Annotated in this window: 17 protein-coding genes; 6 read left to right on the forward strand and 11 right to left on the reverse strand. The window is 53.6% G+C overall.

Annotated features, from left to right (window positions below; genetic code table 11):
• Positions 1-223: 223 nt before the first annotated feature.
• From gatB to A7E48_RS07325, 9 genes are all read right to left on the reverse strand, one after another.
• The gene (gene gatB / locus A7E48_RS07285; RefSeq protein ID WP_068171530.1) at positions 224-1,729 is read right to left on the reverse strand and encodes an Asp-tRNA(Asn)/Glu-tRNA(Gln) amidotransferase subunit GatB; all 1,506 of its coding nucleotides are present in this window, start codon (positions 1,727-1,729) and stop codon (positions 224-226) included.
• Complete coding sequence (gene gatA, locus A7E48_RS07290) at positions 1,729-3,318, reverse strand: Asp-tRNA(Asn)/Glu-tRNA(Gln) amidotransferase subunit GatA (RefSeq protein ID WP_068171533.1); 1,590 nt, start codon at positions 3,316-3,318, stop codon at positions 1,729-1,731. Before gatA ends, gatB begins: the two co-directional genes overlap by 1 nt.
• Before the next feature lie 11 nt (positions 3,319-3,329).
• Positions 3,330-3,626, reverse strand: coding sequence for an Asp-tRNA(Asn)/Glu-tRNA(Gln) amidotransferase subunit GatC (gene gatC / locus A7E48_RS07295; RefSeq protein WP_068171536.1), 297 nt, complete (start codon positions 3,624-3,626; stop codon positions 3,330-3,332).
• A gap of 187 nt (positions 3,627-3,813) precedes the next feature.
• Positions 3,814-4,551, reverse strand: coding sequence for a transglycosylase family protein (locus A7E48_RS07300; protein ID WP_233126027.1), 738 nt, complete (start codon positions 4,549-4,551; stop codon positions 3,814-3,816).
• Positions 4,552-5,199: 648 nt separating this feature from the next.
• Positions 5,200-7,392 (reverse strand): NAD-dependent DNA ligase LigA, encoded by a 2,193-nt coding sequence (gene ligA, locus A7E48_RS07305; protein ID WP_068171542.1) that lies wholly within the window; start codon positions 7,390-7,392, stop codon positions 5,200-5,202.
• 89 nt (positions 7,393-7,481) lie between these two features.
• Positions 7,482-8,564, reverse strand: a complete 1,083-nt coding sequence (locus A7E48_RS07310) for a PP2C family serine/threonine-protein phosphatase (protein WP_068171545.1) — start codon at positions 8,562-8,564, stop codon at positions 7,482-7,484.
• Entirely contained in the window at positions 8,561-9,775 is a 1,215-nt protein-coding gene (locus A7E48_RS07315) for an adenylate/guanylate cyclase domain-containing protein (protein ID WP_346844029.1), read from the reverse strand. Before A7E48_RS07315 ends, A7E48_RS07310 begins: the two co-directional genes overlap by 4 nt.
• A gap of 31 nt (positions 9,776-9,806) precedes the next feature.
• Entirely contained in the window at positions 9,807-10,301 is a 495-nt protein-coding gene (locus A7E48_RS07320; protein ID WP_068171546.1) for a PH domain-containing protein, read from the reverse strand.
• 32 nt (positions 10,302-10,333) lie between these two features.
• Complete coding sequence (locus A7E48_RS07325) at positions 10,334-11,200, reverse strand: biotin--[acetyl-CoA-carboxylase] ligase (protein WP_068171549.1); 867 nt, start codon at positions 11,198-11,200, stop codon at positions 10,334-10,336.
• 135 nt (positions 11,201-11,335) lie between these two features.
• On the opposite strand from A7E48_RS07325, the gene A7E48_RS07330 reads away from it, so the two are divergent.
• The 5 genes from A7E48_RS07330 (at position 11,336) to A7E48_RS07350 (ending at position 16,798) form a co-directional block, all read left to right on the forward strand.
• Positions 11,336-11,626, forward strand: coding sequence for a YciI family protein (locus A7E48_RS07330; RefSeq protein WP_068171552.1), 291 nt, complete (start codon positions 11,336-11,338; stop codon positions 11,624-11,626).
• A gap of 207 nt (positions 11,627-11,833) precedes the next feature.
• The gene (locus tag A7E48_RS07335; RefSeq protein WP_068171572.1) at positions 11,834-13,447 is read left to right on the forward strand and encodes an acyl-CoA carboxylase subunit beta; all 1,614 of its coding nucleotides are present in this window, start codon (positions 11,834-11,836) and stop codon (positions 13,445-13,447) included.
• A gap of 48 nt (positions 13,448-13,495) precedes the next feature.
• Positions 13,496-13,903 carry an acyl-CoA carboxylase subunit epsilon gene (locus tag A7E48_RS07340; protein WP_233126029.1) on the forward strand — a complete coding sequence of 136 codons (408 nt, stop codon included), beginning with the start codon at positions 13,496-13,498 and terminating at the stop codon, positions 13,901-13,903.
• Between the two features lie 51 nt (positions 13,904-13,954).
• Positions 13,955-15,685, forward strand: a complete 1,731-nt coding sequence (locus A7E48_RS07345) for a DUF885 domain-containing protein (RefSeq protein WP_068171554.1) — start codon at positions 13,955-13,957, stop codon at positions 15,683-15,685.
• 75 nt (positions 15,686-15,760) lie between these two features.
• Complete coding sequence (locus A7E48_RS07350; protein ID WP_068171557.1) at positions 15,761-16,798, forward strand: Gfo/Idh/MocA family protein; 1,038 nt, start codon at positions 15,761-15,763, stop codon at positions 16,796-16,798.
• Between the two features lie 97 nt (positions 16,799-16,895).
• Here A7E48_RS07350 and A7E48_RS07355 read toward each other — a convergent pair whose 3' ends face one another.
• Both A7E48_RS07355 and A7E48_RS07360 read right to left on the reverse strand, forming a co-directional pair.
• Positions 16,896-18,299, reverse strand: a complete 1,404-nt coding sequence (locus A7E48_RS07355; protein WP_068171563.1) for a dicarboxylate/amino acid:cation symporter — start codon at positions 18,297-18,299, stop codon at positions 16,896-16,898.
• A gap of 469 nt (positions 18,300-18,768) precedes the next feature.
• On the reverse strand, positions 18,769-19,545 hold the full coding sequence (locus tag A7E48_RS07360) for a transposase family protein (protein ID WP_083147278.1): 777 nt from the start codon (positions 19,543-19,545) through the stop codon (positions 18,769-18,771).
• A gap of 138 nt (positions 19,546-19,683) precedes the next feature.
• Between A7E48_RS07360 and A7E48_RS10825 the strand changes: the two genes are divergently transcribed.
• A partial coding sequence (locus A7E48_RS10825) for a putative sulfate exporter family transporter (RefSeq protein WP_141669407.1) occupies positions 19,684-19,924 on the forward strand: 241 nt, incomplete at its 3' end.

Here is a 19,924-nt window from a genome sequence, read left to right on the forward strand (position 1 = left end):
CCCCAGATACTTGTGCTTTTCTGGTGGCCAAGTATCAACGAGCGTTTGGGATTCCCCTACCAAACGCCTGAGGAGCCGGCATAGCGTGAGATTACTCCGCTGCCGGCTCTTCCCCACTTTAAAGCACATTTTTCGTGCTTATCTAAAAAGCGCCGGGTAGAAATATCTACCCGGCGCTTTCTTACGGTGCGTATCCTAGAAACTTATGAAAGCCTTATAGGAGCTAGCCTTCTACGCCTAGCTTCTCTAAGATGAGCTCGCGAACGCGACCAGCGTCTGCCTGCCCACGGGTTGCCTTCATCACCTGACCAACGATAGCGCCGGCTGCCTGCACCTTACCGCCGCGAATCTTATCTGCGACGTCGGGCATTGCAGCCAGAGCATCATCGATGGCGGCAGTAAGTGCGCCATCGTCAGAAACCACAGCGAGGTTGCGCTTTTCGACAATCTCAGCGGGGCTTCCCTCACCAGCAATGACGAATTCCAGCACCTGGCGGGCAATCTTGTCGTTGATTTTCTTCTGCTCGATCAACTGGTTGAGTTCAACCACTGTCTGGGCGGTAGCACCGGTTTCAGCCAAATCGACTTCGCGCACCTTGGCGATACGAGCGATTTCGCCCATCCACCATTTACGAGCGACCGCCGGGCTAGCACCTGCAGCCACGGTTTCCTCGATGGCATCCATAGCACCAGCATTGACGACGTCTCGGAATTCCTCGTCCGAGTAACCCCAGTCAGCCTTCAAGCGACGACGACGCTCGGCGGGCGGCTCGGGAAGTTCCGCGCGAAGACGCTCAATCCACTCAGAGTCCGTCACAACGGGAACTAGGTCAGGCTCTGGGAAGTAACGATAATCATCGGCATCAGATTTAGGACGGCCCGCAGTAGTCTCGCGAGTGTCCTCATGCCACATACGGGTTTCCTGAACAATCTTCTGACCAGAATCCAAAACAGCTGCATGGCGCTGAATCTCATAGCGCACGGCACGCTCTACCGAGCGCAACGAGTTAACATTTTTAGTTTCTGTTCGGGTACCGAATTCAGTAGTTCCCTTAGGCATGAGGGAAACATTGGCGTCGCAACGAACGTTACCGCGCTCCATCTTCGCATCAGAGATGCCCAGGTTCTTAACGATTTCACGGATCGCAGCAACATAAGCTCGTGCTAGTTCAGGAGCTCGCTCGCCCGCACCCACTATGGGGCGGGTCACAATTTCAATCAGAGGCACACCGGCACGGTTGTAGTCCACCAAAGAGAACTCTGCGCCCTGAATGCGACCAGCTGAGCCACCCATGTGGTTGAGCTTTCCCGCATCCTCTTCCATGTGTGCTCGCTCAATATCAATGGTGAAAACGGTGCCGTCTTCAAGCTCAATATCAATCGAACCATTCTCAGCGATGGGCTCATCGAACTGAGAAGTCTGGAAGTTCTTGGGAGTATCTGGGTAGAAGTAGTTCTTACGCGCGAAGTGGGACACCTCTGCGATGTCGCAGCCTAGCGCCAAACCCAGTTTGATAGCAGATTCGACAGCCTTACCGTTCACTACCGGTAGTACGCCCGGAAGACCGAGCGAGACAGGGGTTATGTTGGTGTTTGGAGTATCGCCGAATTCGTTGGGAGCGTCGTCGAACATCTTCGTTTTGGTGTTCAACTCAACGTGCACCTCGAAGCCAAGTACGGGGTCGTACTTCTCCATCGCTTCTTCAAAGCTCAAAATTTCTTCTGACATTACTTAGCTCCCCCAAAATCGAAGTCGCGAATCAAGGATTCGGTGTCGGGCATCTGTGCCCACAGCGGAGCACCCCACTTGTTATTCAGCAACGCCTCCAAGCCTGCTCCCACGCGGTAAAGACGTGCATCTTCATGGGCAGGAGCGGTGAACTGGATACCGACGGGCAAACCGTCTTCATCGGCAAGACCGGCAGGGATTGAAATTGATGGCACACCTGCCAGGTTGGTGGGTACGGTCGCGATATCACCCAGGTACATAGCCATCGGATCGCCATCGGTCTTCTCTCCCAGCTTGTAAGCGGTAGTGGGAGCGGTAGGCGAGACCAAAACATCGCATTTTTCAAAGGCAGCAGCATAATCGCGCTGAATCAAGGTGCGGACCTTCTGCGCAGAACCGTAGTAAGCATCGTAGTAACCAGCAGATAGTGCGTAGGTACCCAAAATGATGCGGCGCTTTGCTTCATCCCCAAAACCGGCGGCACGAGTAGCACTCATCACGCGCTCGATGGTTACGGGACCTTCTTCGGGAAGCTTACGCAGACCGAAACGAACGCCGTCGTACTTGGCGAGGTTAGAAGAAACCTCAGAAGACATAATCAGGTAGTAAGCTCCCAGCGCTTCCTTGACGGAAGGCAAGGAGACCTCAACGATTTCAGCGCCGGCTGATTTCAGCAGTTCAATGGACTCATTGAAGCGAGCATTCACGCCTGCCTGGAAGCCATCGCCGGTCAGTTCCTTGATGATACCGACGCGCAGACCCTTGAGACCGCCTTCAGTAGCGCCTTCACGTGCCTGAGCTGCATAGGGCCCCACCGGTTCATTGAGTGAGGTGGAATCCTTCGGGTCATAGCCGCCTACAACTTCATGCAAAAGTGCAGCGTCAAGAACAGTGCGGGTACAAGGACCAACCTGGTCAAGCGAGGACGCCATCGCGATAACACCGTAGCGAGAGATAGAACCGTAGGTGGGCTTGACGCCGACCGAACCGGTCACAGCTGCAGGCTGGCGGATTGAGCCACCGGTATCGGTTCCCAATGCCAAAGGAGCCTGGAAAGCAGATACTGCAACGGCAGAACCGCCGCCGGAACCACCTGGGATGCGGTCTAGTGCCCAGGGATTACGGGTAACACCGAACGCAGAGTGCTCTGTGGAAGAACCCATAGCGAATTCGTCGAGGTTGGTCTTACCCAAAATCGGCATACGAGCGGCACGAACCTTCTGGGTTACGGTGCCGTCATAGGGGCTCATCCAACCTTCCAACATGCGTGAAGCCGCAGTGGTGGGCTGTCCCTTGGTCACAATCAAGTCTTTAATAGCAATAGGGACACCGGCAAGTTCGGGAAGCTCATCTCCAGCGGCACGGGCGCGGTCTACCTCTTCTGCGACCTGCAGAGCCTGCTGAGCGTTGGTGTGCAAGAAGGCGTTCAATCCGTCTTTACCTGCAGAGCGGTCAGCACTATCCAGCGTTTGACCATCGGTAGCTTCAATACGATCCAGGTGGGCCTGGGTAATCTCAACGGAAGAGATCTCCGAGGATTTAAGCTTCTCTACCAGCTCAGCGGCTGATAGTTTAATCAATTCGTTCATCGCTCTCCCCCTTAGCTTTCTTCCAAAATGGCAGGAACTTTAAATTTGCCGTCAACTTCATCGGGAGCGCCCGAGAGAGCTTCTTCAGCGGTGAGAGTTTCTCCTACTACGTCTTCCCGGAAAACGTTCTTCAAAGGAATCGGGTGGGAGGTTGCGGGGATATCATCCGAAACCGCATTTGATACCGATGCTACAGATTCAACGATCACGCCTAGTTCTGAGGCAAGCGCCTCAAGTTCGGCGTCCGTCATTTCAATATGAGCCAGCTCCGCAAGGTGGGCTACCGTCTCACGGGTAATGTCAGACATGAATACTCCGTTAGTGGCGAAAAGTTTTCCTCATCTAGTCTAGCTCTCAGAGCCAAATTTGGCGCATTAGAGTAAGAAGCCGAAGAACGGCATGAGTTTTTAACAGAGAAGAACCCCGCAATAGCTGAGCCATAGCGGGGTTCTTCGAAACCATCACAAGGATGATGAGCTTTTATTCCTTGAAGAATTAGAGGTAGATAACCTGTCCAACTTCGATGAGGTCGGGGTTGGTGATGCCGTTAGCAGCTGCCAAGTCCCAGTAGGAGGTGTAACCGTGAGCCAAAGCGATTTCTGAAAGGGTATCGCCAGCCTGAACGGTGTAGGTGTTAGCTACAGGAGTTGCGGCAACAGGTGCCTGAGCGGCGGGCGCTACAGGAGCCTCAGTTGCGACGGGGGCAGCAGGTGCTTCAACAGCAACAGGTGCCTGAGCGACGGGAGCCTCAGTTACGACGGATGCAGCAGGTGCTTCAACCGCAACAGGAGCCTCAGTTGCAACGGGCGCTACAGCCTCAGCCTGAGGTGCCACAGTGGTTTCCTGAACAGGAGCTGCTGCAGGTGCAGCAGTGTTTGCGGTTTCACCGGAGCCGTAAAGACCAAGCTCTGCGGAGCAAGCAGGCCATGCGCCCCAGCCCTGACCGGCAAGTACGTTTTCAGCTACACGAATCTGCTCAGCTTTGGAAGCAGTGGTAGGTGAACCGGAGCCACCAAATGCAGCCCAGGTTGAAGGAGTGAACTGCAGACCACCGGAGAAGCCGTTGCCGGTGCTGATGCCCCAGTTACCACCGGACTCGCACTGTGCCAGTGCGTCCCAGGTTGACTCTGATGCAGCATTTGCGGGAGCAGCGAAAGACGCTACTGCTGCGCCACCAACTACGAGAGCTGCTGCTGAGCGGGTTACGTTACGGCGAATTGAAGTCTTTTTCACGATGCTCCGAGAGGGCCACCTAACGCTCGTCCAGTCCCCTGGCTTCAATGCGTTGCCGTCTACCCTAGATGCTATTGGGTATCTGTTGAGGTTTTGCCCTGTAGACGGACTCAGGTGTGCGGCAAAACCCGGCATGTTCATCAGAGCGAAGTTTGCTCTGAATCATGTGCCCCGATCGCTCGGGGATTTCGTTCGTTGATAACGATACTGTAACGATTTCGATTCTGCCAACCACTTTTTAGGATAAATCACGAAATGGTAAAGAATTCAGCAGGTTTAGCGTTTTCCGGGTGTTTTCCCTGAATTTTTTATGTCGCAGCCTTAACCCCACGCAAAATCCGCGCCATTCCAAGGCAAAAATTCATAAGCAAACTTCGTACTTTACCGGTTTTTTTGTTACCAAAACGCAATATTTGCATCCTCAGCGCCATAAAAAAATTTTAAAAAAACTTGTATAGACCACCCTGGAAGAGAGGCTTTTTAAGGGATATCGCCCAAAAATACGACCCGCCTCTCATACGGAGACGCATCCTTTCTACTCCTTCTGAGCTCCTAAAAATTTTGCTACGTACAACAGTCCAGCCGCCCTCTGTCGTTTTCAAAGGACGGCTGGAACTGCTTTTTATCTGCTATAGCCCAGACTCATAACTATTGCTCGGGACCATTCTCTAGAAGCTCCTTAAAACCTGCCTCATCCAGAACCTTAACTCCCAGTTGTTGAGCCTTGTCCAGCTTGGAACCGGCAGAGACACCAGCTACGAGATAGCTGGTTTTTTTCGAGACGGAGCCCGATGCCTTACCTCCGCGTACTAAAATCGCTTCTTTTGCCGAATCGCGGGTGAAATCCTCCAAAGTTCCCGTGACTACAATCGTCAGTCCCTCAAGATTTCTCTCGATACTTTCGTCCCGTTCGTCCTCCATTCGGACGCCCGATGCCGCCCAAGCATCCACAATTTCGCGATGCCAATCTACGCTAAACCATTCGATGACAGAGCGCGCAATAATCGCCCCGACGCCGTCGACGTTAGCCAGACGCTCCTCGCTAGCGGATCGAATCGCGCCCATAGAGCCAAATTCGGTTGCTAACGCTCTCGCAGCAGTGGGGCCCACATGGCGCATAGAGAGAGCCACAAGAACCCGCCACAGCGGCTGACTCTTCGCTTTCTCTAACTGAACCAACAAATTTTCAGTATTCTTGGTCGGTTTAGAGGGGGTCTTAGCAGTGGGCTTGGTCCAAAAATAGGGAACGTTCTCCATTACCCCGGTGCCTTGACCCTTCACCTTTTTCTCCCGCTCAATCTTGACCTCTGCAAGATCCTCTGCGGTGAGATTGAAGAGCTCTGCCTCCGATGTAAGCGGTGGTGTTTGGGGCTCAGCAGGAGCGGTTAGAGCCTTAGCTGCCTCATACCCCAAAGCCTCAATATCAAAAGCTCCCCGTCCAGCGGCGTAAAAAATACGCTCACGGAGCTGCGAAGGGCAGGTTCTAGGATTGGTGCACCGGATATCGACGTCGCCCTCTTTCCCCGGCGCCAGGGGCGCCCCGCAGCTGGGGCATTCGGTGGGCATCACAAACTCTCGCTCACTGCCGTCGCGCAACGCAACTACAGGCCCCACGATTTCAGGGATGATATCCCCCGCCTTTCGCAAAACCACTGTATCGCCGATGAGCACACCCTTAGCCTTCACCACATCCTGGTTGTGTAAGGTAGCCATTTCTACCGTTGAGCCCGCTACAACTACCGGCTCCATCACTCCAAAGGGTGTCACGCGCCCGGTACGACCGACATTTACCTGGATATCCAACAGCTTGGTATTGACTTCTTCCGGCGGGTACTTATAGGCAACAGCCCAGCGGGGAACACGCGAGGTATAGCCCAGCTGGTTCTGCGTACGAAAATGGTTGACCTTTATAACGATGCCGTCAATCTCATGCACCAGTGAATGACGCTGCTCGCCATACTTCTCAATAAATTCTAAGATTTCATCCAGAGTGGTCAGCACTTTGCTGTAGGGGCTCACCGGCAGCCCCCACTCTTTCAACTGATCATAGGTCTGAGCCTGGGTCTGAATATCTAACCCGGTCTGAGCTCCAATACCGTGCACAAACATGGACAGCGGACGACGAGCGGTCACCGCCGCATCTTTTTGGCGCAGGGATCCCGCTGCAGCGTTGCGGGGGTTAGCAAAGGGTGCGCGTCCTTCTTCTACAATGCCCTCGTTGAGCTTCTTGAAATCGGCTGAGGAAATAAAAATTTCACCGCGGACTTCAACTTCTTCGGGCCAATCTTTGCCTGCCAGCTGGGTTGGGATGGATTTGATGGTGAGAACATTGTGGGTAACATCCTCACCGGTGGTGCCGTCTCCACGGGTTGCCGCGCGCACCAGTTTGCCCTTGCGGTAAAGCAGGTTAATAGCCAAACCGTCAATTTTTAGTTCGGTCAGCCACTGGGGTTTCTCCCCCGCAATACGGGTTGCATTCGCTTCAGTTTTTTCAAACCACGCTTTGAGCTCTTCAATGGAGAAAACATCTTCCAGGGAATACATGCGGCTCAGGTGAACCACCGGTGCGAATGCAGTGGAAACTTCACCGCCAACTTCTTGGGTGGGAGAATCGTTTGCAACAATCTCTGGGTGCAGAGCCTCAAGCTCCTCCAACTCCCGATACATGGCGTCGTATGCAGCGTCGGAAATGGTGGGGGCGTCGTCCACATAGTACTGCTGGCGGCTTGCTCGAACCTGCTCAATCAGTTGGGCGTAGTGTTCTTTCAGCTCCTCGGAGATACCTTGGGGAGCTGCTTCTGGGATATTTTGCTCATCAGTCACCCTCTCATTTTGCCTCATTGCAGTTACTCAAGACCATAAGAGGGGCTTTAAACACTCGACCCGGCACAGCTATCTTTTCGATGCTGCGCCGGGTTGAGAAGGGTTACTTATTCGCCGTGCTCGCGCATGAGGCGGCGTTCGTCATTGAAGGACTCCTGCTCCACAGTGGCGGTGTGTTTAGCTTCAAAGTCTTCTGAGCGATCCACCAGCCGATTCTGCTGGGTCTGGGTCAGTTCTTTGAGCAGTTCGGCATTTTTCTGAGCTGTTTCTTCTGTGATGGCATCGGCAACCACCACGGTGATGTTGTCGCGACCACCTGCTCGCAGTGCCGCCATCTGAAGCACATCGGCGGCATCTTGCGGGTGCTGAACCGTAGCAAGAACGCGCGCCATGTACTGGTGGGAAAGCTCGCCAGAAAGACCGTCTGAGCACATCATTAATCGATCGCCCTCACGAGCGGGAATGACCCAAAAATCAGGTTCCCAATAGTTACCGGTACCCAGGGCACGAGTAATAACGTTGCGGCGCGGATGGGTGAGCGCCTCCAAAGCGGTAATCTGCCCCGTATCAACGAGGTACTGAACTTCTGAGTGGTCTACCGTAACCTGCTCCAGATGAAGCCCCTCTACTGAAGCGCCCGAGAGTGAAAGATTCGCATCTTCTGGCTCGTACTCATCGTTACGCACCAGGCGGTAGGTTCGGGAATCACCCACGTTGAAGATGAACCACATATCCTGATCCCCAATATTGGTCAGCCACGCGCCCGTCACCGTAGTACCGGCGCGCTGATTGAGAACATCCTTAATCTTCTCGTCTGCCTCACCAATAATCTCGCGTAGCTTCTCCAGCGTACGCATAATCTGACGGTTCAGGGCAGTCGTTCCTTGACGACGTCGCCGCAACAAACCGCGCGCCTCTGCTTCATCCGCGGCTTCCCCTTCAGCCTCTAGCTCAAGAGCATAGGCTGCAAGTTCTTCGTCACTCATTCCACCGGGGCGGGTAAAGAGAGGAGCGTAAGAGATCGTGCGAGCGCACAGGCGAGAGGCAACCTCGCCCGCTTCATGACCGCCCATGCCGTCTGCAACAACATGGAGGGTTCCGGCGATAGCAAACGAATCCTCGTTATTATCACGGTGGGCGCCAACATCTGTTGCGCTACCAGCCAGAGTAGTCAGGTGTGATGTGCTCATTCGAAATCTATCTCCAATTCGTTTCCTATACCGGGGGTCAACCCCACCGGCCGGATCTCTCCAAAACCGCGAATATCCTGAATATCTCGGGGAGTGAGGACAAATCGCTGATCGTCTGCGAGCGTATGTGCGGTGCTATCATCGGTCACGACGTCTCCCGGGTTTGCTACTGCAACGAGCCGGGAGGCGAGGTTGACGGTGGGACCGTAGATATCGCCCAGCTTGGGGAGGATTCGCCCCCAGACAAAAGCTACGCGAGCTTCTGGCAGGTGCGGATCTTCTTTAATAAGTTTGGATAAAGCCAGCGAAATTCGCGCTGCGGCTTCAGGTGTTTCTGTTAAAAACATTACTTCATCGCCGATGGTCTTGATAATTCGACCACCACCGACGGCGACTACCTCGGCGCATCTCTGTTCGAAAGTCTGCACTAAATCTGCCAGGGTTTGTTCGTTCATGCGGCGAGAGAGCGTGGTGTACGAAACCAGATCGGCAAATCCTACGCCCCGTACTAAAGGGAGCAGGGTGGGGTCATCAATATCGTTCTGTTCAGAACGCAACGCTAAACGCAGCACTGCTGCAGAAAGCTGGCGGCGGTATCCATAAATCAGGATTTCTTCAAGGTCTTCGAGTAGCTCGGGGAGGAACTTCAGCAGTTCTTGGCGGGCTTTGGAGTCCGTATAGCCCTTGTTGGTCATCATGTCTTCAACCAACGCTTCAATCTGCCACGCCACCATGCGGTCGGTGAGCTGACCAATCGAACGCGTAATGGAGATGACGCCCTCTTCAGTGAGCCCGTGCTCGCGGCTGAGCCCGGTAATCGTGCCTAAGGCGTCGGCATCGGACTCAGTGAAAAACAAATCTTTATCGGTGAGATTGGGAAAGCCCAAAGCACGCCAGATTTTTCGGGATGTCAGCAGAGAAACGCCACTTTGAGCGGACACGTCTCGACGGTTCAGATGCCTGTTGTCTCCCAGGAGAACTTTCTCCAGTGCTCGCATGGCTGCGCGGTCTTCAGGGGTGCGATACAGGTTGCTTTGTGCGCGGTTTTCCAGATATTGAAAGTGCTCTGAGGTCGGCTCCGCTGGTAGGTTCTCGGCTGCACCGGGTGCCGTTGATTCCACGTGAGCTGTCCTTCCATTGGTCGCTGCTTGATCAGCAGGCAAAATTCTCTGTGATTTACGATACTCCACAAAACGTTCGGAGGTAGACACGAAAAACCGTGATTTCTCAAGAAAATTTGAATCAATACATGGCTGACCAGCTCAAACGCTGCATCAGCCGATTCTGTGCTCCTCGAATTTCATGAGAAAAATCATGCCCTCGAGGAACTGACCGCAGTACGTGGACTTCCCCTTGAACATGCAGGTGAAGATGAGCGCCGTCCGCACCGCGCAGAGCAGCAGGGCGGACGTCGACGCCCTCAATAACTGCCAACGGTAAAGACACCTGCGAGGAGGTCCCAAACCCGCGTTGGATGACAACACGGGAATTCGTTAAGAAGAAACCCGTACTCCCCCAGCGCACCACTCGCCGCAAACACTTCCAAGAAAAGAAAGCCGCCAGGAAATATCCGGCCCATGCCAGCACAGAGGAATCAGCAGAAATAGTAGAGGCAAAGCTAAAAGCCAGGACTGCCCCCAGTCCTTCCCAGAGCGCCGGAAGTAACGCGCTGGCTTGCGAGCGCGTAGCAATCAAAACTTCTTCACCCGGGGCTAATGTTCCTCTAAGTTTCATCATCCACCAGAGTACGAGAGATTCCTGAAAAAATCTCAGGAACGCCAATCGGTGCGTGGGCGGAGATGCACAACATCGCCCACCGAATAAGAAGCTGTTTCCCCGCTGGAAAGTCGAACCATGATTTCACCGTCCTCCCCCAAATCTACTGCGGTGCCGTGAACCTGTTGATCGCCGGGGAGGTGAACAGTGACTTCTTTGCCGAGAGTACTCATGCTCTGGTGTAGGCGTTCTCGAAGGGAAAGACCGCCGAGAAGTGGGCGAGTGGGGTCTGCCTCTGCAGTGAAAAATGCACGGGCAAACTGGGCGAAAGTTTCTGCCACATGAGAAAGCACTTTTTCTAGGTTGACCGTGTGCCCTGTTTCTACCCGGAGGGAGGTGGCAGTTTCTACGGGAAGCTGTTCGGCTGTCATATTAAGGTTGAGCCCAATTCCCAAAATTACTGAATAGTGCCCGCCCGGTTCACTTACGAGTTGAGAGAGAATACCGCAACACTTTTTTTCTCCGATAAGGATGTCGTTGGGCCATTTGATGCTGGGCTGAACCGAATAACGGCGCAAACTATCTGTTGTAGCCAGGGCAAGAAGTTGAGTGAGCCAGTGTAACTGGTGAGGTGGTACCCGATATGCAGGGTTAGCGTGCGGACGAACTACAAAAGAAACCGCCAAGGCGCTGCCTGCTGGGGCAGCCCATACTCTGTCTAAACGCCCCCGCCCTGATTGTTGGTCTGCCGTTGCTACTAGCGAGAGTTCCCCCCAGCCCCGAGCGGTCACTGCATCTGCTAGAGCTAGCTGCTGAGAGGCGTAGGCGTTGGTCGAACCCACCGCATCCAAGATAATGGTGCGGGAAAAGGACGGCAGAACGAGTTGAGAGGCATCAATCGTAGGGGCAGGTTCCAGCATGAAATATCTCCTCGTCCGCACAGAAACAGGTATGGGCTTCAGTCTTAGGTCTTACCTGAGATACATTAGAGCATAGATTGAATACCGTGATTCGGCTCTCATGAGATTCTGGATCATTAAATAAAGGAGTTTCCCTTGAGTTACTTTGCATGCACCTATGTTTACGGCCCAGCGGAAGAACAGGCAAAATTCCGCCCCGCGCATCGCGCTTATTTAGGCGAGCTAGTGGAGGCAGGCAAGCTAGCAGCTTCGGGCCCCTTCGTAAGCGAGGACGATCCGGGGGCTTTGCTGTTGTTCATAGGTCAAAGCACCGAAGAAGTTGAAGAATTAATTGCCCACGACCCTATGCACCAGGGCGGCGCCGTACTGTCTTATACCGTGCGCGAGTGGAGCCCCGTGATGGGTAGCGTAGGACCTCAGAACTAAGTTCACCCGGCCATCCGAAATCACAGGCGGTGTTACTGACCGGTCACTCCAAATAGCTGGTGCTAATAGCCGATAAACGTGAAAAACCTCTCTGATTTCGGTGTTCTCTTTGACCGCCGGCGCCCCGAACGCACTATAGTTGTGGAGTTATACACGCTCGATTACAGCGCCTCCCGAGCCAATCTGCAAGGAATTGAAGTGTCCGAAATCAACAACAGTTCATCTGCCACAGCCTCTGAAGAATTCGATGTCAGCACCACAGCGGGCAAAATTGCAGACTTTTATGCGCGCAGGGAGGCTACTTTAGCTCCTACCGGTCAGGCACCCATTGACCGTCAGCACGCACGCGGCAAAAACACTGCCCGAGAGCGTATCGAGATGCTTCTCGATGAAGATTCCTTTGTAGAATTCGATGCGCTCGCCAAACACCGCACCAGCGCTTTCGGTATGGACAAGAAACGCCCGGTAGGCGACGGTCTGGTGTCTGGATATGGCACCATCGACGGACGCCTGGTTGCAGTATATTCCCAAGATTTCACCGTCTACGGCGGTTCACTTTCGCAGGTCAACGGCGAAAAGATTGTCAAAGTGCAAAAGTTCGCCCTACAGAACGGCTGCCCCGTCATCGGTATTAACGACGGCGGTGGTGCTCGTATCCAAGAAGGCGTGGCGTCCTTGGCGATGTTTGCCGATATCTTCCGCATGAACGTGCGCGCGTCCGGCGTCGTTCCGCAGATTTCGGTCATTATGGGCCCTTGCGCAGGTGGCGCAGCATATTCACCGGCTCTAACCGACTACATCATCATGGTCGATAAGACCTCGCACATGTTTATTACCGGCCCAGACGTCATTAAGACCGTAACCGGTGAAGAAGTCGATATGGAAACCCTCGGTGGAGCCCATCAGCATAATGCGGTGACCGGCACTTCCGCCTACCTGGCAGAAGATGAAGAAGACGCGTTCGATTTCGTGCGCGAACTCATCGAATTTTTGCCCTCGAATAATCTCAGTGAGTCGTTCCCGCTGGAGCATGACCAAGAGGGCGACATCAACGTGGATGACCTAGAGTTAGATCAGCTCATTCCTGATTCTGCTAATCAGCCCTACGACATGCGTACGGTCATCGAATCCGTTGTGGATGAAGGGCACTTCCTTGAAATGCAGGCGCTCTACGCGCCCAACGTGATGGTAGGTTACGCCCGCGTTGAAGGACGCACGGTTGGCATTGTAGCGAACCAGCCCATGCAGTTCGCAGGAACGCTCGATATTAATGCATCGGAAAAAGCAGCACGCTTTGTGCGCAACTGCGATGCGTTCAATATCCCCGTTCTGACTTTTGTAGATGTTCCCGGCTTTTTGCCCGGCACCGATCAGGAGTTTAACGGCATTATCCGCCGAGGTGCTAAGTTGCTCTACGCCTATGCTGAAGCAACCGTTCCGCTGGTCACCGTGATTACCCGCAAGGCGTACGGTGGCGCGTACATTGTGATGGGTTCCAAGAAACTGGGTGCAGATATCAACCTGGCGTGGCCTACCGCTCAAATTGGTGTGATGGGTGCCCAGGGTGCCGTCAACATTCTCTACCGCCGTGACCTCGCTGCGGCAGAGGAAGCTGGCGAGGACGTTGAGGCTAAGCGCGCCGAACTGGTACAGAAATACGAAGAGGAGCTCTTGAACCCCTACCAGGCTGCAGAGCTGGGCTACATTGATGAGATTATCGCCCCCAGTGAGACCCGTCTTCGCATTATTCAGTCGCTCAGAGCGCTGCGGGATAAGCGCGCTGCCAGCCCCGCCAAGAAGCACGGCAATATCCCCCTTTAAGCGACGCCTCGTCCCTTTCTTTTTTGAATCTTCTGTTGGAGTTTATCTGTGGCTAATTCAAGGTCTTTCCCCTACCTGCCGTTTGGCAATCGCGAGCGCACGAAAGCCGAAAAACTCAGTGGGGCGCCGCGGCACAAGGGTGAGCCCCAGCAGGGCATTTCAGATAAGAAGACTAGTGTTGATACTAGTGAAGTGGCTTTTTCGGGCATTGATGAGAGCCGTCCCTCGAACACTGCTCAGGACAACCAGCAGCCTTTTATTACCGTGCTCCAGGGGAATCCGACCGATGAAGAAATAGCGGCGCTCACCGCCGTTGTTTCTGCAATGGCTGCGCAGAATACTCACGATGAATATTCAGCATTAGCCCTGTGGCAACGCCAGCTCAACCGCGGTCAACGTCTGGGCGATTTGTTGCGTCCTGGCCCTGGCTCATGGCGGCGCGCTCGTCCAATGTAGGGGCAAGCCCCCTTTTGAATGAAGTGTGGTGCGAGTCATAGAATAATGGCTATGACAAAATTTTCAACTCTGCCTGCCATCTACCGTGAAGAACGAACCTCAACGGCTATTGATGCTATCGCCAACGAATTCTATGAAAAGCAATTAGAACTTGACCCTGAGCGGGCAACCCTCGCCGGGCGAACCGGCAGGGAATCCGAATACGGTGATTATTCACCGGCAGGTCGCCTACAGCGCATCACTTTGATTCGCCAGACGCTGGAAAAATTGCGCCATGCAGCGCCGGTAGACGACGTCGATCGAGTGACTCTCGATGCCATGAACGAACGCCTGGGGCTTGAGGTAGAACTCTTTGAGGCGGGTCTGGGCGATTGGGAACTCAATAATATCGAGTCACCCGTCCAAAATATTCGCGCGATATTTGATCAGATGAAGCGGGAGACTCCCGAGGATTGGAAGAATATCGCAGCGCGCTTGCACAACGTCGATGGTGCAACAGCCGGTTTTATTCAGTCCCTTGATGCTGCACGAGAGAAGGGAAATATTTCCCCTCGCCGGCAGATTGATATTGTGCTCGAACAGATTTCTGCTTACACCACTGAGGGCGGGTTCTTTGATGAGGTAGCCGCTGAAGTTGCAGCAGCCGCTCCCGAACACGCGGATTTTGCCACAGAAGGCGCCACCCGTGCCAAAGCTGGCTATGAAGAACTCAGCACCTACTTGAAAGATACGTTGTACCCGCAAGCTGGTGAGCAAGACGCCGTGGGTGAAAAACGTTATTCGCTCTATTCTCGCCAGTTCCTAGGTTCGGTGGTTGACCTCGATGAAACATACCGCTGGGGCGTTGAAGAGCTCGACCGAATCATTGCCGAGCAGAAGGCGACGGCAGAGGAAATCAAGCCGGGTGCAACTATCGAAGAGGCGAAGAAAATTCTCGACGCTGACCCCGAACGTACATTGCACGGTACCGACGCTCTGCGCCAGTGGATGCAGACTCTCTCCGATAGCGCCGTTGAAGCCCTGGGCAGAAAGTACTTTGTGATTGAAGGAGCCATGCGCGAGCTGGAGTGCATGATTGCCCCTACCCAAGAAGGCGGCATCTACTACACCGCACCCTCCCCTGATTTTGAACGTCCCGGGCGTATGTGGTGGTCTGTTCCTGAGGGTGAAGATACCTTTGGTACCTGGCGGGAAACCTCCACCGTGTATCACGAAGGCGTGCCCGGGCATCATCTGCAATCGGCAGTCGCAGCCGCTATGGCTGAGACCATGAACCAGTGGCGTGCGAACGCAGTGTGGGTATCCGGTCATGGTGAAGGATGGGCGCTGTATGCCGAACGTCTGATGGAAGAACTCGGGTTCCTCTCCGATGCCGGCGACCGCATGGGCATGCTAGATGCTCAGCGCATGCGTGCGGCACGAGTCGTCTTTGATATTGGGCTGCACTGCGGCAAAGAAATTCCCTCCCGCTGGGTTGAAGAGCTGGGGCTTGAACCGGGGATTTGGGACGCCGATTCGGGCTTTGCTTTCTTGAAGGCAAACCTTGATCTTTCGCCGGGGCAGCTACGTTTTGAGTTCCTGCGCTACCTCGGCTGGCCCGGTCAAGCGCCGTCGTACAAGATCGGTCAGCGGATATGGGAGCAACTGCGCGATGAGGCTAGAGCTGCCGGCACCGCGGGGGAAGACGACCGTGATTTTCATACTCGCGCGCTGAAATTGGGTTCGATGGGATTGGATTCGCTCCGCAGGGCACTCTCCATGGATGCGCCAGGCGCAAACTAAGAATTTGCTGTGCCATCGAAAGAATCGATACCGAGATAGTTGCCTCCTTGTCCCCGCCCGGGTTTAGATAGGAGTATGCATTTCGGAATTATTTCAACAGGCCCCATCAGTGCGGAGTTTTCTCAAGCTATCAAGTTCACTGATGGGGCTGATATTTCCGCCGTTTTTAGTAGGAACGCTGAGTCCGCCCAGGCTTTTATTGACCAGCAGCAGTTGCAGGCGACCGCGTTCGATTCGGTGGAAGCGCTCTGCGCAAGCAACGACGTCGACGCCGTCTATATTGCATCCCCCAACTCATTGCATCTCTCGCATGCGCTGGTAGCTATCCAGGCGGGCAAGCACGTTGTGATTGAGAAGCCTGCGGTGTGGAATCCGGCTCAGTGGGATCAGGTCTGGGGAGCAGCCGAAAAGCATAAGGTTCTAGTTTTTGAGGCGGCTCGCCATATCTATGAACCTGCCCAGAAAATTGTTCGCGACTACCTGGTAGGCAAGAAACCTAAAACGGTTCGCCTGAATTTTTCGCAGTATTCTTCCCGTTGGGATGCCGTTGAAGCCGGTGAAGAGCCCAACATTTTCTCGCTGAAAACGGGCGGTGGCGCACTCGTTGACCTGGGTGTTTACCCTATCTATGACGCTATCTACTGGTTTGGTGAACCCGACGGCGTCCGCTACTTTCCAGCTCTAGCACCTACAGGGGTGGACGGCGCGGGAACTTTGGTGTTGGTCTACAAGGACTTCAACGTCATTATTACTATCGCTAAGAATGCTCATTCAGATGCGCCGTCGGAAATTCTGCTGGGTCGGGAAACTCTGCGACTTTCTTCCGTCCAGGGAATCGACGTGGTGACCGAATATACCGCCGAAGCTGAGCAGGTTCTTTTTGATTCGAAGGCTACCCCAGGTTCCCGTCCGCTCTCGGAGCTGATGCGTTTTGAGGCAGAGTTTTTCTGCGACATGATTCAGGCACATCGTGAGGGAAACTTCGATGAGGCTCGAGTAAACCGCTACCGCTCGCTCACGTTGCTTTCCCGCTCTGTGAATGAGGTCTGCACGAATGCACGCTATACCGCGGGAATCTTCTTTGAGAACGAGACGCTGGAGATTTCTGGTTAATACTCCACAAAGCAGTAAAGGACACTCATTTGAGTGTCCTTTACTGTTTTAAGGTGCCTGATGCCTTTTTACCCTATGAGGGATTCAGCTCAATCAGCTACGCAACTTTGCTTCCGATGAGCTTGGTTGAGTTTGCTGTCTCATCACCGAATGAATCGCCAGTTTCGGTAAACCCGTCATTGGTGCGGGGCGCGTTGTAGATGGATTCGTCCATGATGCCCTCTCGCTTAGCAACGATAGCAGCAACCAGAGCCTGCCCAGCTACGTTGAGCGCGGTGCGACCCATGTCGATAATCGGGTCAATCGCTAGGAGCAGACCGACGCCGTCCAGTGGCAAGCCCAAGGTGGAGAGGGTCAGGGTGAGCATGACGGTTGCACCGGTAGTTCCAGCGGTAGCCGCAGAGCCGAGAACGGACACCATCATAATGAGCAGGTAGTGCGTGAAGTTAAGGTCAACCCCGTAGAACTGCGCCACGAAAATAGCCGCCAGCGCCGGGTAGACCGAAGCGCAACCGTCCATTTTTGAGGTAGCTCCCAGCGGGATGACGAACGAGGCATAGGAGCGGGGCACACCGAGGTTCCGTTCGGTGATGGACTGGGTCAGCGGCATCGTACCCATAGACGAGCGTGACACAAAGCCCATTTGGATGGCGGGCCAAGCGCCGGTGAGGTACTGCTTGACCGAGAGACCATTCACCTTGATGAGAATCGGGTAGACCACGAACATGACCAGCAGCAACCCCACGTAGAGCGCCACCACGAATTTGGCGAGTGCGCCCATGGACGTCCAGCCGTAGGCGTAGACCGCGCGTCCAATCAAACCGACGGTACCCAGGGGCGCCAAGCGAATAATCCACCAAAGAATTTTCTGGACAATTTCGAGCACAGAATTCACCACGGTGAGGAAGGGCTGGGCGGCGGGTCCAACTTTGAGTGCAGCGACGCCTACGACGCCGGAGATGACCAGCATTTGCAGAACGTTGAAGGTTGCCGAGCCGGTGAGCGCACCGGAGTCTGATTCGCTAATGTTTACGCCCAATCCGAGGAAATTCACGGGAATAAGGCCGGTAAGGAAGGCGAGCCAACTCCCCTGCTTGCCTTCGTAGCTAGGCGGAGTGGCTAGTCCGGTGTTTGCGCCGGGTTGCACAATGATTCCGAGCGCAATGCCGATAAGTACGGCGATAAATGCGGTGATCGCAAACCAAAGCAGGGTTTGGGTTGCGAGCCGGGCGGCGTTGGTGACTTTGGAGAGGTTGGCAATGGAGCTGACCACCGCGGTGAAGATGAGCGGAACGATGGCTGCTTTGAGGAGGGTGACGTAGCTGGAACCGATGGTGTCCAGGGTGGTCATGAGCCAGTTGGGGTTCTCTTGGGCGTCGCCGCCCATCCAGGTGGCAATGAGACCGAGGACGACGCCGACGACGAGCGCGGCAATGATTTGATTGCCGAAGGAGGTCATCCAAGCAGGAAAACGTGGAGTGTGAGTTCGGGGAGTAGACATGTCTACAAGGTACGCCTTGATGACTGCGGCACGGTAGCTTTCATGACAAAATATTACTTTACGAGTGAAAGTATTTTGGGGCACAAACAGAGGGGTGGGGTGCGGTAATGTTTTTTGCATCGAGCTTGAAGATGTCTAACCCTCTGCGGCCATGAGCAGTAACAACGAAACCTGTTACCCATTCAAAAACCAGCGCCCCCCCTACCCAGTTATTAGTAGATAACCTACATTATGAAGCATAAATTATTCTGGTTATTGAAATCTAACACAGTTAATATTGAACTGCTCTTATCGCGTTGTATTCAGTAGGTTATAGCGATGAACGATGCCAGGATTACTCGCTCTATCAGGCTTATATATAAGGGTGAAACCCAACAACCCATCATCCATTAGGAAACAGCCGTGTCAGACAGGTCTTTTTACACTCAAATAAACCGCTTAGAAAAATAAAAGCGAGCATCATTGAGGCTTATTCAAAAGTCCTCCCAGCCGCATAAAACACCAGACCCCGCACCACCGAAAACACCTGCCGATACAAACTCAACGGCCGCCTAAACCCCGAATAAAGAACCCGCCAGGTCTTCACTTGAGCGATAACCCGCTCCACCACAGCCCGTAATCTATTGATAATGCGATTATTATCCTTGACACCCTGAGGCACTTTCACACCAGGCTTACGCCTGGTCGGGGTTGCTAGCCCCAGGCCTATATAGCCCTTATCGGCCAGAGTCGAGGAATCCAGTAGCTGATCTAGCCCGTGAGCTCTGAAAGCATGAGCATCATGCCTTGCCCCGGGTAGCGGGTCAGTGATGACTAGGAGCCTGCCATCGAGGGTGCAGATGACTTGGTGGTTGAAACCGGTTCGTTTATGTTTGCCCGAAAAATTTGTTTTTCCTAGTGAACGCCAGTTCCAGGTGGGTACAAGAGTTCCATCGACAACCAAAGAACCTGATACATCCAGGCTCATTTTCAAAGGCTGTTCTAGAGGTTTGAAGACCTTTGCAAGCGCCTTTTCGATAGTGTTGATGGTCCGTGAGATAGTAGGTTGCGAGACGGTGAAGATTTCAGCAAGTAGCTCTTCGGTGAGATTGTGTCGGTGGTAGAGCAGAGTGGTTTTGAGTGCCTGAGCTAGAGTGAGGGCTGGTGGTCTTCCTCCTGGTTTACCCCAGATGAGTTGGTTGGTCAGGGCTGTCAGTAGAGCGGCAAATTGCGTGGCGGTAAGGCCGGTTGTACGCTGGTGGTGCAACGGTTCTTCCTGGTGCGGTTTGAGAATATTTGTGGTTATTTATCCTCAAGGTTGCCGCTATGGTGGGGCCGTTGTTTAGTTGGTGGGGGTTGGGGTGTGTACCCCCTTATGAATAATCCTCAAAGGAGGAGTTAAAAAGTGAAGCCCTTAAAAAGCAAAGCCTTTATTTATGGTTTATTATTCACATTTATCATCGCAGTTATAAGTTTATTAGGCTCAAAGTTACCATTTTTAGATAAGATAGGTGCTTTAACAATTGCTATACTGATTGCGATTCTATATAGACATTTTAAGGGTTACCCTGAAGCATATCGTTCAGGAATCGCATTTTCGTCTAAACGTTTACTGAAATTAGCTATTATATTATATGGATTAAAGC

The sequence above is a fragment of the Rothia sp. ND6WE1A genome (assembly GCF_001683935.1).
Lineage (GTDB): Bacteria > Actinomycetota > Actinomycetes > Actinomycetales > Micrococcaceae > Rothia > Rothia amarae.

Bases quoted from the DNA above. Each gene is read 5' to 3' on its own strand.
- gatA (WP_068171533.1), bottom strand. From the start codon at position 3,318: ATGAACGAATTGATTAAACTATCAGCCGCTGAGCTGGTAGAGAAGCTT.
- gatB (WP_068171530.1), bottom strand. From the start codon at position 1,729: ATGTCAGAAGAAATTTTGAGCTTTGAAGAAGCGATGGAGAAGTACGAC.
- A7E48_RS07325 (WP_068171549.1), bottom strand. From the start codon at position 11,200: ATGCTGGAACCTGCCCCTACGATTGATGCCTCTCAACTCGTTCTGCCG.
- A7E48_RS07310 (WP_068171545.1), bottom strand. From the start codon at position 8,564: ATGAGCACATCACACCTGACTACTCTGGCTGGTAGCGCAACAGATGTT.
- ligA (WP_068171542.1), bottom strand. From the start codon at position 7,392: ATGAGGCAAAATGAGAGGGTGACTGATGAGCAAAATATCCCAGAAGCA.
- gatC (WP_068171536.1), bottom strand. From the start codon at position 3,626: ATGTCTGACATTACCCGTGAGACGGTAGCCCACCTTGCGGAGCTGGCT.
- A7E48_RS07320 (WP_068171546.1), bottom strand. From the start codon at position 10,301: ATGATGAAACTTAGAGGAACATTAGCCCCGGGTGAAGAAGTTTTGATT.
- A7E48_RS07345 (WP_068171554.1), top strand. From the start codon at position 13,955: ATGACAAAATTTTCAACTCTGCCTGCCATCTACCGTGAAGAACGAACC.
- A7E48_RS07350 (WP_068171557.1), top strand. From the start codon at position 15,761: ATGCATTTCGGAATTATTTCAACAGGCCCCATCAGTGCGGAGTTTTCT.
- A7E48_RS07355 (WP_068171563.1), bottom strand. From the start codon at position 18,299: ATGTCTACTCCCCGAACTCACACTCCACGTTTTCCTGCTTGGATGACC.